General features: G+C 72.9%; 13 protein-coding genes and 1 pseudogene. 2 read left to right on the forward strand and 12 right to left on the reverse strand.

All coding sequences use genetic code 11. From position 1 onward, the window contains the following. Positions 1-174 precede the first annotated feature (174 nt). On the forward strand, positions 175-999 hold the full coding sequence (gene pyrF / locus E1294_RS28915; RefSeq protein ID WP_132513518.1) for an orotidine-5'-phosphate decarboxylase: 825 nt from the start codon (positions 175-177) through the stop codon (positions 997-999). Here pyrF and E1294_RS28920 read toward each other — a convergent pair. From E1294_RS28920 to E1294_RS28975, 12 genes are all read right to left on the reverse strand, one after another. Beyond that, the gene (locus E1294_RS28920; protein ID WP_132513520.1) at positions 990-1,493 is read right to left on the reverse strand and encodes a nucleotidyltransferase domain-containing protein; all 504 of its coding nucleotides are present in this window, start codon (positions 1,491-1,493) and stop codon (positions 990-992) included. The genes pyrF and E1294_RS28920 overlap by 10 nt on opposite strands. A 96-nt stretch (positions 1,494-1,589) precedes the next feature. After that, positions 1,590-1,802: a hypothetical protein gene (locus tag E1294_RS28925; protein WP_132513522.1), complete on the reverse strand. Its 213-nt coding sequence runs from the start codon at positions 1,800-1,802 to the stop codon at positions 1,590-1,592. Between the two features lie 37 nt (positions 1,803-1,839). Next, positions 1,840-2,727: a ribokinase gene (gene rbsK, locus E1294_RS28930; protein ID WP_132513524.1), complete on the reverse strand. Its 888-nt coding sequence runs from the start codon at positions 2,725-2,727 to the stop codon at positions 1,840-1,842. Continuing rightward, positions 2,724-4,166, reverse strand: coding sequence for an ADP-ribosylglycohydrolase family protein (locus tag E1294_RS28935; protein WP_132513526.1), 1,443 nt, complete (start codon positions 4,164-4,166; stop codon positions 2,724-2,726). Before E1294_RS28935 ends, rbsK begins: the two co-directional genes overlap by 4 nt. Then, on the reverse strand, positions 4,163-5,302 hold the full coding sequence (locus E1294_RS28940; protein ID WP_132513528.1) for an ADP-ribosylglycohydrolase family protein: 1,140 nt from the start codon (positions 5,300-5,302) through the stop codon (positions 4,163-4,165). Before E1294_RS28940 ends, E1294_RS28935 begins: the two co-directional genes overlap by 4 nt. Further along, positions 5,299-6,390 (reverse strand): ADP-ribosylglycohydrolase family protein, encoded by a 1,092-nt coding sequence (locus tag E1294_RS28945; RefSeq protein ID WP_132513530.1) that lies wholly within the window; start codon positions 6,388-6,390, stop codon positions 5,299-5,301. Before E1294_RS28945 ends, E1294_RS28940 begins: the two co-directional genes overlap by 4 nt. Positions 6,391-6,396: 6 nt before the next feature. Beyond that, the gene (locus E1294_RS28950; protein ID WP_132513532.1) at positions 6,397-7,380 is read right to left on the reverse strand and encodes an ADP-ribosylglycohydrolase family protein; all 984 of its coding nucleotides are present in this window, start codon (positions 7,378-7,380) and stop codon (positions 6,397-6,399) included. Next, on the reverse strand, positions 7,377-8,678 hold the full coding sequence (locus E1294_RS28955) for an ABC transporter substrate-binding protein (protein WP_132513534.1): 1,302 nt from the start codon (positions 8,676-8,678) through the stop codon (positions 7,377-7,379). The genes E1294_RS28950 and E1294_RS28955 overlap by 4 nt, the downstream gene beginning before the upstream one ends. A gap of 9 nt (positions 8,679-8,687) precedes the next feature. Further along, the gene (locus E1294_RS28960; protein WP_132513536.1) at positions 8,688-9,506 is read right to left on the reverse strand and encodes a carbohydrate ABC transporter permease; all 819 of its coding nucleotides are present in this window, start codon (positions 9,504-9,506) and stop codon (positions 8,688-8,690) included. Then, positions 9,503-10,417: a carbohydrate ABC transporter permease gene (locus E1294_RS28965; RefSeq protein WP_132513538.1), complete on the reverse strand. Its 915-nt coding sequence runs from the start codon at positions 10,415-10,417 to the stop codon at positions 9,503-9,505. The genes E1294_RS28960 and E1294_RS28965 overlap by 4 nt, the downstream gene beginning before the upstream one ends. After that, positions 10,414-11,478: a LacI family DNA-binding transcriptional regulator gene (locus E1294_RS28970; protein ID WP_132513540.1), complete on the reverse strand. Its 1,065-nt coding sequence runs from the start codon at positions 11,476-11,478 to the stop codon at positions 10,414-10,416. Before E1294_RS28970 ends, E1294_RS28965 begins: the two co-directional genes overlap by 4 nt. 228 nt (positions 11,479-11,706) lie before the next feature. Beyond that, positions 11,707-13,068 carry an MFS transporter gene (locus E1294_RS28975; RefSeq protein WP_342775089.1) on the reverse strand — a complete coding sequence of 454 codons (1,362 nt, stop codon included), beginning with the start codon at positions 13,066-13,068 and terminating at the stop codon, positions 11,707-11,709. Here E1294_RS28975 and E1294_RS28980 point away from each other — a divergent pair. Then, positions 12,980-13,579 (forward strand): annotated as a pseudogene (locus E1294_RS28980) (MarR family transcriptional regulator); the annotation flags it as partial. The gene E1294_RS28975 and the pseudogene E1294_RS28980 sit on opposite strands and share 89 nt — an antisense overlap.

Below are 13,579 nucleotides of genomic sequence, written 5' to 3' on the forward strand. Positions count from 1 at the left end.
CCTGTTCAGCAGGAGGAGTCCTGTCCCGTATCGTCGCCGGAGAACCGTTCTGCCACGGCCGCGCGGGCCGGCCTGCCGGGGCCGGCTCTGAGGGTCGTGGCGGTGGTCGTGAGAGAGGCCGGGCGAGCACCGTGCAGGGGCTGAAGCCTGGGGTCTCCGGCGAAGGAGGAGCCGATGAATGACACGTTCGGGGCGCGCCTGCGAGCCAGGCTCGACGCGTGCGGACCGCTCTGCGTGGGCCTCGACCCGAGCCCGGCGCTGCTGCACGCCTGGGGGCTCGACGACTCCCCCGCCGGTCTGGAGCGTTTCAGCCGCACAGTCGTCGACGAGGTGGGCGACGTGGCAGCGGTGGTCAAGCCGCAGTCGGCCTTCTTCGAGCGCTGGGGCAGCCGCGGCATCGCCGTGCTCGAACGCACCATCGCCGACCTGCGCGAGGCCGGCACACTGGTGCTGCTCGACGTCAAGCGGGGCGACATCGGCAGCACGATGGCCGCCTACGCGGAGGCGTACCTCGACCGGGGCGGCCCGCTGGCCGCCGACGCGGTGACGCTCAGCCCCTACCTGGGGTTCGGGTCGCTTGAGGGCGCGATCACGTCGGCCATGGTCAACGACGCCGGCGTCTTCGTGCTGGCGCGCACCTCCAACCCTGAGGCCGCCGCGTTGCAGCGGCACGTGGCCGGGCAGGTGATCGCCGCCGCGGCGGCGGCGAACGCGGGGCACACGCCGTTCGGGCCGGTCGGGCTGGTCATGGGGGCCACGCTGCCCGCGCTCGACGACTCGCTGGACGACCTCAACGGCCCCATCCTCGCGCCGGGGCTGGGCGTCCAGGGCGCCACCCCCGCCGAGATGGCCCGGGTGTTCGCGTCCGTCCGCCATGCCGTCGTGCCCTCGGTCTCCAGGGCCGTGCTCGCCGACCCCAAGGAGCTGCGCTCGCGCACGCTCGACTACCGCGACGAGTGCGCCGCCCGCCTGGGGGCGAAGGTCGCCGCTCAGAAGTGAGTGTCGACGCCGTACGCCTCCCGCAGCCGCGCCATGTCGTGCAGGTCGCGCTCGCGCGGCTGGTAACCCCGGTGGAAGTGCACCTGCTGGGCCACCGACAGGCAGGGCACGACCACGCCGTCGATCACGCCGGTGGTGAAGGCGTCCGCCGGGTAGGTGAACACGCCTCCGTGGTCGTCGAGGTGCTGCACGGCCGATCCGTCGGGCTGGAACAACAGGGGGTGCAGGTCGAGCTCGCGGCCTTCGGGGCCGGCCATGACGAAGCGGGCGGGCCGGCCGGGCACGACGCCTTCGCGCTCGGAATAGGCCACCGCCCGGAGCGCGGCGATCACCGTGGGCTCCTGCTCGGCGCGGTGGAGCAGGTCGAGGTCGCCGTGCTTCCTGGTGACCCGGCCGACCAGCGCGTCGATCCCCCAGCCGCCGCCGATCCAGACCGCGCAGCCCGCTTCCCGCAACGTCTCCAGCACCCGCAGCACCTCGACCGGCCCGAACATTCCCACCCCTTTCACCGGCCCGCGAGTGTAGCGGACCGGTCGCGAAAGGGGCGTCAGGCGGCCCTCGCCCACCTGCACGGGCAACGAGTGGGACGGTCAGCCGGTGGGGCCGGCGTCCGGGCGGACGACGTCGTTCCCGTTCTCCTCTTCTCCGGCTTCCTCCTCCTGCGGGTCCTCCTCGTAAGGGGGGTCGGCGGAGACGGGGCGGCGGGTCCTCGGCGTGCCGGCACCCGACCGTTCGGCGACGACGTCGCTCTCCCCCCCGACCCCGCCGACCGCGTCCGGCTTCTCCTCGGGTTTCTTGCTCATGGTCACCACCTGCCCGACGCGGTGAACCCCGAACAGGTCACGAGGCGAGGAACTCCTCGATCTCCTGGCGGGCCGGCATCGACGTGCTGGCACCCTCCCGCTGCACCGACAGCGCCGCCGCCGCCGAGGCGAAGCTCAGGGCGTCGGCCATGGCACGCCCCTCCGAGCGGGCCACGGCCAGCGCGCCCACGAACGTGTCGCCGGCAGCCGTCGTGTCCACCGCCTTCGCCGGCACCGCGGGCACGCGCAGCCGCTGCCCCGACCGCGACCCGTGGAGCGCGCCCTCGGAGCCCAGCGTGATCACAGCCTCCTCGACCCGCTCGAGCAGCGCGTCGAGGGCCGTGTCCGCGCCGGAGACGCCGGTGATGGCGGCCGCCTCGTGCTCGTTCGGGACGATCGTCGTGACCGCGTCGAGCAGCTCCCCCGGCAGGGGCTGCGCGGGCGCCGGCGTGAGGAACACCGGCACGCCCGCCGCCCTCGCCCCCTCGGCCGCCTTGACGACCGCCTCCAAAGGCAACTCCAGCTGGAGCAGCAGCGCCTGGGAGGCCGCGATCACGGCCAGGTCGTCGGGGGACGGTCCGGTGACCGTGCCGTTCGCCCCTGGCACGACGACGATCGAGTTGCCGCCCTCGTCGTCGACCACGATGTGCGCGATGCCGCTGGGCCCCGGCACCTGGCGCAGGCCACGTACGTCGACGCCGGCCTCCGCCAGCGTGACCCGCATCTCCGCGCCGAAACCGTCGTCGCCGACCGCCCCGAGGAACGCCACCTGCGCGCCCGCGCGGGCCGCGGCGATCGCCTGGTTGGCGCCCTTGCCGCCGGGGATGGTGCGGAAGCGGTGCCCGGTGACCGTCTCGCCGCGTTTGGGGGCTTTTGAGACGTACGCGACGAGGTCCATGTTGGCGCTGCCGAAAACCGAGATCATGTGGTCATCATCTCCTGTGTACGGGCCGCCAGCTCTTCCAGGCCCACCCCGTCGAATCCGGTCAGGCTGCTGGCCAGGCGGTCGCGCATGCGCCAGCGGCCGGGCACGCCGCCGTTCAGCGCTCCCGCGAGGGATCCGGCCGTGGCCCCGGCCGAGTCGGTGTCCCAGCCGCCGGCGACCGCCCCGGCGATCGTGGCGGTGAAGTCGCCCCGGCCGTGGATCAGCGTGGCGGCGACGAGGGCGGCGTTGTTGACCGTGTGCACCCAGTGCAGGGCGCCGTGGCGTTCGTGGAGGCGGTCGACGACCCGCTCGAAGTCGTCCTCGCGGGCGGCGTCCGCGACGGCCAGGCGTACGGCCCCGTGCAGCCGCGACCCCTCGGGCACCACGGACAGGCCCGCCCGCACCACCTCCTCCGCCGATGTGGCCACCAGCGAGGCGGCGCACATCGCGGCCACGAACATCGCCCCGTAGATCCCGTTCGCGGTGTGCGTGAGCCGGGCGTCGCGCCAGGCGTACTCGGCGGCCGTGGCCGGATCGCCCGGGTTGACCCAGCCGTACACGTCCGCTCTGATCAGCGCTCCGATCCACTCGCGGAACGGGTTGCGGTGGGTGGCCGTGCGCGGTGGCTCGACGCCGTCCAGCAGGTTGCGGTACGCGACCCGCTCGGCGGTGAACGTACGGCCCGCGGGCAGCTCGTCCAGCCACAGCCTGGCCACGTCGTCGGTGGCGAAGTCGCGGCCGTGGCGTTCCAGGACGGTCAGGGCCAGCAACGGGTAGTTGAGGTCGTCGTCCTCGGGGATGCCGTCGATGTTCTCGGCCAGGGAGTTGACCGCGCTGCGGCGGTTCCACGGCCAGCGGCGCGCGACGTCATCGGGCAGGCCCTTCGCGGTGAACCAGCCCCTGATGGGCCAGTTGCCGGTGGCCTCGGCGATCCGCCTGATGCCCTCGCGCGGGATCTTCTCGACGGGTTTCCCCAGGACGCACCCGGCCGCCCGCCCGAGCCAGGCGCCCAGCACCCGTGCGGGATCGACCACGACCCGGCGCGGACCCGGCGCGAGGGGAGCAGGGCGGGGGCCGGGCCAGCCAGGGCAGGCGGCGATGATTCCGGCCAGGTCGGACGGCTCGTCGAGCGGCGACGGGATGGCCGCCAGCTCGTCCAGCAGTTCCTCGGCCAGCCCTCGCAGCCGCGCGGCGCCGGCGTCGGAGGCGCCGGCGCGTGGCGGGGCGTCGTGCCCTCCGGCCGCGTGCCACCGGGCTGCGATCTCCCGGACCCGGTCACCGCTGCCCGCCTCGCCGCCGCTCTCCCCCGACCCCCCGCCGCGTCCGCCCGTACCGACGCCGCCGCTCTCTCCTGAGCCGCCGGCGCGGCCGTCCTCGGCTGCCTGGCGGAGTTCGTGGCCGAGCAGGTCCTCCGGCTGGACCCAGGTGAGCCGGATCACCGGCGGTCCAGGTCGGCGAAGGCGGCCTCGTGGTCGCGCCGCCGCGCGAGGTCGGCGGCGTGCACCCGGCGGGCGACCCCGGCGATGGCGAGCCCCGGAGCCACCAGGTCCGTACGGCTGGCCGAGCCGACCTGCTCCACCCACTCCGCCGGCACGGAGGACAACCCTCCGAGCGCCCCGGCGATGGCGCCGCCCATGGAGGCGATCGAGTCGGCGTCGCGCCCGTAGTTGACCCCGCCGAGCACGGTGTCGCGGTAGCCGCCCTTGGCGATCACCAGGAACCCGAGCGCGAGTGGCAGCTCCTCGATGCTGTGCGTCCGGCTCGGCCGCCGCGCCCCCAGCCCCTGGTCACGGTAGGTGTCGGCGACGGTGTCGTACGGCCGCACGGCGGCGCGCAGCGCTTCGAACGAGCCGTCCCAGTGTCCGAGCCCGGCGGCGGCCTCGCAGACGGCCTCGATGGCGGCCCTGGTGCCGTCCTTGGCCAGGCGCAGGCAGGTGGCGACCACGGAGTCGGCCGTGGCGCCCGGCCGCATGGCCTCGGCGACGGCGGCGGCCATCACCCCGGCGGCCTCGCGACCGTAGCTGGACTGGTGGGCTCCGGCCAGGTCGATGGCCTCGGCGTAGGCGCCGTCGGGGTCGGCGGCGTTGACGATGCCGATCGGGGCGACGTACATGGCGGCGCCGCAGTTCACGATATTTCCGACACCGGCCTCCCGCGGGTCCACGTGCCCGTAGTGCAGCCTGGCCACGATCCACTTCTCGGCCAGGAAGATCCGCTGCAGCGGCAGCGCCTCGGCCTCCAGCTCGGGGATCCACCGCCGCTCGCCCATCAGCTCCGGCACCATGTGCTCGGCCATCGCATACGCCCCGAGGTGCCCGCCGGTCTTCTCGTAGACCCGGATCAGGGCGTGGGTCATCAACGTGTCGTCGGTGATGTGGCCGTCGCCCTTGTGGTACGGCGCGATCGGCCGGGCGTTGCGCCAGTCCTCGTTGAACGGCGGCACGATGCCCTCGACGCGGCCCGCGTACCGGTCGACGATCTGTTCGGGAGTCCAGCCCTCGGTGGCGCCGCCCAGCGCGTCACCGACCGCCGCCCCCGCCACGCAGCCGGTGGCCCTGTCCTCAAGCGGCGTCATGCGATTCCCTCCGTGACATCATTCGCTAGTTCGATCAGGTCCAGGCCTGCCAGGTCAGGCAGGCAGCAACCGGCCAGCGTACGAACCGGCGCGATCCACCCCTCCGGGATCGCGCCGAGTCCGCCGCAGGCCCCTGTGAGCGCTCCGGTCAGCGCTGGGGCCGAGTCGGCGAGCGCGGCCAGGCACGCCGCCGCGGGCACCGCCCGGTCCAGGTCCCCGCCCGACACCTCGGCCAGCGCCAGCGCGACGGGCACTGTCTGCGCCGCGCCGACACCGTAGCTGTAGACGTGGTCGAGCAGCGCCCCGTCCAGCGCGGGGACGGCTGCGAACGGGTCGCCCGCCGCCCGCGCGACCTTGACCGCCAGCCGGGCGTTGTGGCCGATGGCGGTGCCGTCGGGCAGTACGGCAAGCGCGGCCTCCACGGCGTTGACCGCCGAGCCCGACGCCACGGCCTCGGCCACGGCGGCCGCCATGGCTCTGGCGCCCAGGACACCGTCGCAGGCGTTCGTCACCTCGGCGTCCCGCGTCGGGTCCCTCCCCAGAGCTCCGAACGCGACGGCCCTGACCGCGGCGGCGTCGTCGAAGAAGTGCGGATTGTCGTGCCCGGACGCGGGCGGCTCCACACCCTTGGCGAGGTTGTCGAGCGCGGTCGCCACCGAGATCCGCGCCCTGACCGGCCCGCCGACGGCCCGCTCCCCGGACGAGCCGGGTGCCCGGTCACCGACCGTCCGCGCCCCGTGCGGGGCCGGTGCCGGATCACCGACGGCCCGCGCCCCGGATGTTCCCGGTGCCGGGTCGATGAGGTCCCTGAAAGCCTCGGCCCTCGGCCGGTCGATGGTGAGCGCCGTCCACGCCAGCCACTCGGCGTCGTCGGACGGGCCGACGCGCAGCGGCGCCACCGGCTGGTTCAGCGCGAACGGCACCGGCAGGGTGGTCACGCGATGTTCTTCCGCGAACGCGTCCAGCTCCCTGTGCAGGCGCCGGCTCCAGGGCGCGTGCAGCGCCGCCCGGTGCCTGGCGGCGGGCCACCCGGCCGCGTCGCCCACGGCGAGCCCGGCGAAGGCTCCTTTGATCCTGTCCCCCGGCATCGTGATCTACAGCCTTTCCGCCAGTTCGTCGGCGATGTCCAGCACATGTCTCCCGGCCACGACGGGCAGGCATTTGCCCGTCACCGGCCCGATCCTTCCGGCCCACCGCCGGGGCACGCCGTCCTCTCCGCGACCGGCTCCCGCCACGGCCCCGGCGATGGCGCCGATGGTGTCGGCGTCCCTGCCCAGGCTCACCCCGAACGTCACCGACGCCTCCACGTCACCGCCTCCCGCGAGAAGGGCCGCGAACGCCAGCGCCACGGCTTCCGGCGCCACGTCGGTCCAGGGGTAATGCCGCACGACCACGGCCTCGTGCAGCGCCTCGACCACACCCGGCCCGGCGGCGTCACCAGCGGCATCGGCATCGGAGGCCCGGCCGAGCACGTCGCGTACCCGGACGATGTTCCTGGCGGTCCAGGAGTCGGGCGGGATGACCGCCAGCGCCGCCGCCACGACCTCGTCAGGGGCGGCGCCGCCCATCGCGGCGGCCACCGCGCCGGCGACCGCGCGGCCGCCCATGATGCCCTCGCCGGCCCCGCTGACCAGCCCGTCCTGCTCCACCAGCCGGGCCGCCTCCGCCGGATCGCCCGGGCAGAAGATCCCGTACGGCGCGGCCCGCATGGCCAGCCCGTCCGACCAGCCGTGCGCGTGCACGAGCCCGGTCAGCGGCGGCTCCAGGCCGCGGCGCAGCGCTTCGACGGTGCCCAGTTCGGAGAACCCGGCCCCGCGCATCGGCCCGGCCTGGGGCAGGATCAGCTCCCGGTACGCGGCGGCGACGTCCTCGCTGGTCAGCGCATGACCGTGGCGGACGAGGAGCGACGCGGCGAAGATCGCGTACTCGGTGTCGTCGGTGCCCCCGCCCTCGATCTCGGTGAGCCGTCCCCACCGGCGCCGGATCTCCGACGGCGTCAGGTTCTCGGCGGGAGCGCCGAGGGCGTCACCGGCCGCCAGGCCGAGCAGGCACCCCCGGGCCCTGTCGCGAAGAGTCACCGCTGGTACCGCTCCAGCACCTTGTTGCCGTCCTCGACGAGCCTCTTGGCCACCTCGTCGATAGTGATCTTGTTGGCGAAATATTCCTGCAGGACCGGTGTGGCGACCTTGCTCTTCCACTCGTCGAACCCGTTCACCTTGAGGAACGGCGCCACGACGAGGTCCTTGGCGGAGGCGGTGGCCACGTCCCAGCCGTTCTCATCGCTGGTCATCGCCGGGTCGGCGGCGGCCTTCTGGGAGGTCGGCAGCAGCCAGTCGCCCTTGGCGAGCTTGGCCTGGTTGGGGCCGTTCAGGAAGAACGAGATGAACTTCATGGCCTCGTCAGGGTGCTCGCTCTCCTGCGCGATCGACAACGTCTGCGAGACCGCGCCCTGCTGGGTGGTGGTGCCCTTCGGGCCCGGCAGGGTGACCCACGCGAAGCCGTCCGGCGCCTGCTCGGCGACCTGCTGGCGCAGGTAGACCCCGGCGGGCAGGAGCGCGAACTTGCCCTTGTAGAAGGCCGGCAGCGGGTCGGCGGTGCCCTGGCCGAGCGCGGCGGGATCGGCCGACTTGTCCTTGTAGAGCTGGTCGTGGATGCGCTGCAGCACCTCGCGCTCCTCGGGCCCGACCTTGACCGTGGTCTTGCCGCCGGCGGTCTGGAAGAACGTGCCGCCGAAGTTGAGCGCCAGGTTGAGCGTCTTGTTGACCGGTGACTTCATCGGCCATGCCACGCCGTACGTGTCGCCCTTGGTCATCTTCTTGGCGGCCGCGGAGAACTCGTCCCACGTCCACGGGGCGTCCGCCGTCGGGATGCGCACCTTGGCCGCCTCGAGCAGCTTCTTGTTGGCGATGACGACCTGCGACTCCTGCAGGAACGGCACGCCGTAGACGCCCTGCTCGCCCTTGCCGCCGTCGAAGGTGACGGTGTCCCAGGCGGCCTGGGGGATGTCGTTCTTGAGCTCGGCAGGCAGCTTGCCGCTGAGGTCGAGCAGGTAGCCGTCGGTGGCGAAGCCGGCCAGCGCGGGCGAGTCGTTGTGGATGACGTCGGGGGCCGTGCCACCGGCGAACTGGGTGACGAGCTGGTCGTTGACGTTGTCCCAGCTGCCCTGGACGTAGGTGACCTGGATGTTCGGGTTGGCCTTGTTCCACTCCTCCACGAGCTCCTTGTTGGCGGCCACGGACTCCTTCTGCCACGCCAGGCTGAGGAAATCGATCTTCACCGGCTCGTTGGGTGAGGAGGACTCGCCGCCTCCTCCCCCGCCGCACGCCGCGGTGAGCGCGGCGATCGCCACCACCGCCAGAGCGGACTTGATACGCATATGAGCCTCCTAGCCCTTGACGGCGCCGGTCATCAGGCCGGACTTCAGGCGCCGCTGGATGATTGCGAAGAAGATCAGGCTCGGGATCGTCGCCATGAGCGACGCCGCGGCCAGCGGGCCGAGCCTGGCCACCCCCTCGGGGCCGGTGAACCTCACCAGCGTCAGCGGGAGCGTCATGACATCGGGGTTCTGCAGGATCACGAGCGCGAACATGAACTCGTTCCACGACGAGATGAACGCGAACAGCAGCGTGGCCACCACGCCCGGCGCGAGCAGCGGCGCCACCACGGACGCGATGGAGCGCAGCCGGGAGGCGCCGTCCACGGCCGCCGCCTCCTCCAGCTCGGGCGGCACCGCGCGCACATACCCCTGCAACATCCACAACGCGAACGGCAGCGTGAACGTCACGTGCACGGCTACCAACCCCGGCAGCGTGTTCACCAGGTCCATCTCGCGCAGGATCATGAACAGCGGGATGATGATCAGGATGAACGGGAACACCTGGCTGACCAGCACCCACCCGAGCGCGACCCGGTTGAGCAGGCTGCGGTAGCGGGCCATGGCGTAGGAGGCGGGCAGCGAGATCAGCACCGTGATCACGCTGCTGAACAGCGCCACGATCAGGCTGCGCACCGCCGCGCCCACCAGGTCCTGCTCGCCGAACGCGTCGGTGAAGTTGGCCAGCGTCGGCTCGCGCGGGATCCACGTCGGCTCGGTCAGCGCCATCTCCTGCGGCGTCTTCAGCGCCGTCGACAGCAGCCAGAGCAGCGGGAACGCGAGGAAGACGATGTACGCGACCAGCGCGGCGTACTGCGGAAGGCGTCTCATCGGTTCTCCCTCATCTGCCGCCACAGGTACAACCCGAGCACCGCGAGCACGACGATCGCCATGGCGAGGCCGAGCATCGAGGCGTAGCCCGCGAACCGGTAGCGGAACGCCTCCTCGTAGGCGAACAACATCGGCAGCCGCGTCTGCCCGCCGGGCCCGCCCTGCGTGAGCACGTAGACCAGGCCGAACTGGTTGATGTTCCACACGAAGTCGAGCGACGTGATCGCCACGATCACGGGCCGCAGCTGCGGCAGCGTGATGTTCCAGAAGCGCCGCCAGCGGCCCGCTCCGTCCATCTCGCCGGCTTCGTAGAGCTCCTTGGGCACGTTCTGCAGGCCCGCCAGCAACACGACGGTGGTCTGCGGCATGCCGGTCCACACGCCGACCACGATGATCGCGGGCAGCGCGAGGGAGAAGTCGGCCAGCCAGTTGATGTCCGTGCCGAGCAGGTCGTTCAGTATGCCCGCGTCCGGGTGGTAGACGAGCTTCCACATCAGGCCGATGACCACGGGCGGCATCGCCCACGGCACCACCGCGAGCACCCGGGCCACACCCCTGAAGCGCAGGTTCTGGTTGAGCAGCACGGCCAGGCCGAGCGCGGCCAGGAACTGCAGCACGGTCACGGAGACCGCCCAGATGGCGCCGATCCTGAACGACGCCCAGAAGTCGTCGTCGGCCAGCAGGTCGGTGAAGTTCTCCAGGCCGACGAAGCTCGTCTCGTGCACCCGCGTGTTGCGGGCGTCGGTGAACGCCAGGCCGATGCCGTACAGCAGCGGGCCGACGCTGAACAGCAGCACCGGCACCAGCGCGGGCAGCATCAGCAGCCACATCTCGCGCGTCTGGCGCGAGATGTGGCGGCGCTTGGCGCTCGGCCTCCGCGGCGGCGCCGGTCTCGTCACGGTCGCCGTCACGCGCCGCCCTCCTTCCTCTTGGTACGTCCCGCGTCGCCGTGCACGGTGCCCGCGCCCGCCGTTCCCGCCGTGCTGGCGCGGACCACGAGCCGGGGTGGCACGGTGACCACCCGCGGCTCGCGGTCGCCGCCCTGCAGCCGGTCGAGCAGCAGCTCGGCGGCGGCCTTGCCGCGCTCGGCCGACCCGAGCGAGACGCTGGTCAGCGCCGGCCACGAGGCCGCCGCCAGGTCGGTGTCGTCCATGCCGACCACCGCCACGTCGGCGGGCACCCGCTTGCCCGCCGCGCGCAGCACGTCGAGCGCGCCGAGCGCGATCAGGTCGTTGGCGCACATCAGCGCGTCCACGTCGGGAACCCTGTCGAGCAGCTCCGCCACCGCGCGGCCCCCTTCCGCGCGGTAGAAGTCGCCGATCCGTACGAGGTCCTCGTCGTAATGCAGGCCGAGGTCGGCGAGCGCCTCGCGGTACGCGGCGCCGCGGGCCGCGCCCGGCACGGTGTCAAGCGGGCCGTTGAGCATGCCGATCCTGCGGCGACCGAGCGCGTAGAGGTGGTCGATCGCCAGCCGCACGCCGGTGCGGGAGTCGGCGCGCACGTTGTCGACCCGCGTCCCCTCGGGCACCGAACCGATGATCACGACGGGCGCCCTGGCCGCGGCCAGCATCTCGAGGTGCTGCTCGGTGACCCGCAGTGGGCTCATGATCAAGCCGTCCACGTACCGTTCGCCGAGGCTGTGCAGCACGTCGATCTCGTCGGCCACGACGGCGTCGGTGGAGTGCAGCACGAGCCGGTAGCCCGCCGCCTTCAGCACCGGCTGGATCTCGCGGAGCATGGCCAGGTAGGCGGGGTTGCCCACGTCGGCCATGGCGAAGGCCACCTGGTGGGTGCGGCGCGACTTGAGTGACCTCGCCACGGCGTTGCGCACGTAGCCGAGCTCGTCGGCGGCGGCCATCACCTTGCGTTCGGTCTCCTGCCTGGTCGGCAGGCCGTTGAGGACCCGTGAGACCGAGGCGATCGAGACGCCGGCGCGCTCGGCGATCGTGGTGATCGTGGGTCCGTCGGCCACGGCTGTCCTTCCCGGTGGTGTAAACGTTTACGACCCGATGACTGTAAACGTTTACCGTGTGGGCCACATGAAAACCCGTACGCAACCCGCAGGTCAAGTCACGATCGAATAACACCAGGTCAGCGACCGTTCCGCAAATCACGTGGCAGCTCCCGGGCAGGGCCGTCCTGAGCCGGGAGGCGCTGGACCACGACCGCCACCTGGGGATGGCCCCAGGCGCGGGCGAGGTCAGTCCCGGGCGGGCTCGGGTTCGGGCCCGCGCGCGACGGCCCCTTCCTGGCGGGGCTCCGCGCCGGAGACCCTGAGCAGCGAACGGATCGCGGGCGCGCCGGTGAGCGCCACCACGGCGGCCAGGACCGTCGGGATGACGAGCGCGACCGGCAGGGAGGACGCCTCGGCCACGTAGCCGAGCACGGCGGGGCCCAGCAGCAGTCCGCTGTAGCCGAACGCGGTCACCATGGCCAGCGCCCGCCCCACCCGGTCGCCGACCGCTCCGACCGCGCTGAACAGCACCGGCACCACCGTGGCCAGCCCCACCCCGGCCAGGGCCCAGCCGGTCCACGCGCAGACGACCTGGAGCGGCTCGCCGGCCGCGGGCGAGAGCAGGATCAGCACGTAGCCGACGGTGGCGAAGAGCCCGGCGAGCTGGATGGTGCGCACGGAGCCGAGCCTGGCTCTGATCGGGTCGCCCAGCAGCCGGACGGCCGTCATGGCCACGGAGAAGACCGTGTACGCCAGCGGCGCCATGGCGGGGTCGGTCTCCAGCACCGTACGGGCGTGCAACGCGGCCCAGTCGATGGCCGCGCCCTCGCTCAGGTGCCCGGCGAACGCCGCCAGCCCGAGCATCGCGATGAGCCCCCACTTCAGCGCGGCGCCCTTCTGGGCCCCCGGCTCCGGCGAGGTGTGCTCGGGCTGGTCGGGCAGCAGCAGCCACGCCGCGGGCACGTACAGGAACGGCACGACCAGCGCCGCCACGATCAGCAGCCACTGCGCGTCCAGCCCCGCCTGCAGAACGAGCGAGGTGAGCCCGCCCCCGGCGGCGCCGCCCAGGCTCCACGTGCCGTGGAAGGCCGAGATGATCGGCCGGCCGTAGCGGCGCTCGACCTCGACGGAGTGGGCGTTCATCCCGACCTCGGCCACCCCGATCCCGATCCCGAACACGACCGCCAGCACCGCCAGAGCCCCGTACGAGGGCGCCAGCGCCGGACCGAGCAGGACCAGGGCCGAGAACGGCCCGGCGAACCAGCACACCCTCCTGCTGGACCACCTGTCCACCGCAGACCCCGCTACCAGCATCGACACCAGCGCGCCGCCGGAGATCAGCAGCAGGACGCTGCCCAGCCGGGCGAAACCGAGGTCGAGCCGGTCGTTCAGCGACGGCAGCCCGGCCGCCCACAGACCCATCACAAAACCGAAGAGAACGAAGAATCCGAAAACTCCAGCACGAGCACGTCTGGCTTCAATGAGGCTTTTGTTCACGGCTAGAGCATAAACTGTCCGCGTGAATGGAGCCACGACGAGCGGCGAACTTCGCGCGCACAACCGCGTCCGGCTGCTGCGCGCCGTACACGACTGCGGGGCCACCAGCACCCGATCCCAGCTGACCCGCGACCTGCGGCTGGCGAGGGGGACGGCGTCGGTGCTCGTCACCGGGCTGGCCGAGGACGAGCTGCTGCACGAGGAGCCGGCCCCCGAGCACGGGCGGGGACGGCCGACCCAGGTGCCCGGCCCTCATCCGCGCGGGCCGTTGGCGCTGGCGGTGGACGTGCGCGAGGACGCGTGGGAGCTGGCGGCGTGCGAGCTGGGTGGCCGGGTCACGGTCCTGGACGTGCGCCCGCACGACGGCACGCCGGAGGGCGCGCTCGTGCCGCTGGGCGAGGCCGTCGCCGCCCACACGTCCCGGCTCGGCCACCGGGTCGTCGGCGTCGGCGTCGCCCTGGCGGGGCCGGTGCGGTTCGGCGGCCTGGTGGACATCGCCCACCTCGGATGGCGCTCGGTGAACGTCCCCGCCCTCCTCGGCCTGTTCCCGTCCCCCGCCACCGGCGACGCCCCGCCAGAAGGCGCCGTTCCGGGGGCGGGCGCGGTGATGGTGGGGAATGAC

The organism is Nonomuraea diastatica (genome assembly GCF_004349015.1).
Classification (GTDB): domain Bacteria; phylum Actinomycetota; class Actinomycetes; order Streptosporangiales; family Streptosporangiaceae; genus Nonomuraea; species Nonomuraea diastatica.

Coding starts and splice junctions, on each gene's coding strand:
- E1294_RS28945 (WP_132513530.1), bottom strand. CDS start 6,390: ATGCCGGGGGACAGGATCAAAGGAGCCTTCGCCGGGCTCGCCGTGGGC.
- E1294_RS28960 (WP_132513536.1), bottom strand. CDS start 9,506: ATGAGACGCCTTCCGCAGTACGCCGCGCTGGTCGCGTACATCGTCTTC.
- E1294_RS28925 (WP_132513522.1), bottom strand. CDS start 1,802: ATGAGCAAGAAACCCGAGGAGAAGCCGGACGCGGTCGGCGGGGTCGGG.
- E1294_RS28920 (WP_132513520.1), bottom strand. CDS start 1,493: ATGTTCGGGCCGGTCGAGGTGCTGCGGGTGCTGGAGACGTTGCGGGAA.
- rbsK (WP_132513524.1), bottom strand. CDS start 2,727: ATGATCTCGGTTTTCGGCAGCGCCAACATGGACCTCGTCGCGTACGTC.
- E1294_RS28955 (WP_132513534.1), bottom strand. CDS start 8,678: ATGCGTATCAAGTCCGCTCTGGCGGTGGTGGCGATCGCCGCGCTCACC.
- pyrF (WP_132513518.1), top strand. CDS start 175: ATGAATGACACGTTCGGGGCGCGCCTGCGAGCCAGGCTCGACGCGTGC.
- E1294_RS28940 (WP_132513528.1), bottom strand. CDS start 5,302: ATGACGCCGCTTGAGGACAGGGCCACCGGCTGCGTGGCGGGGGCGGCG.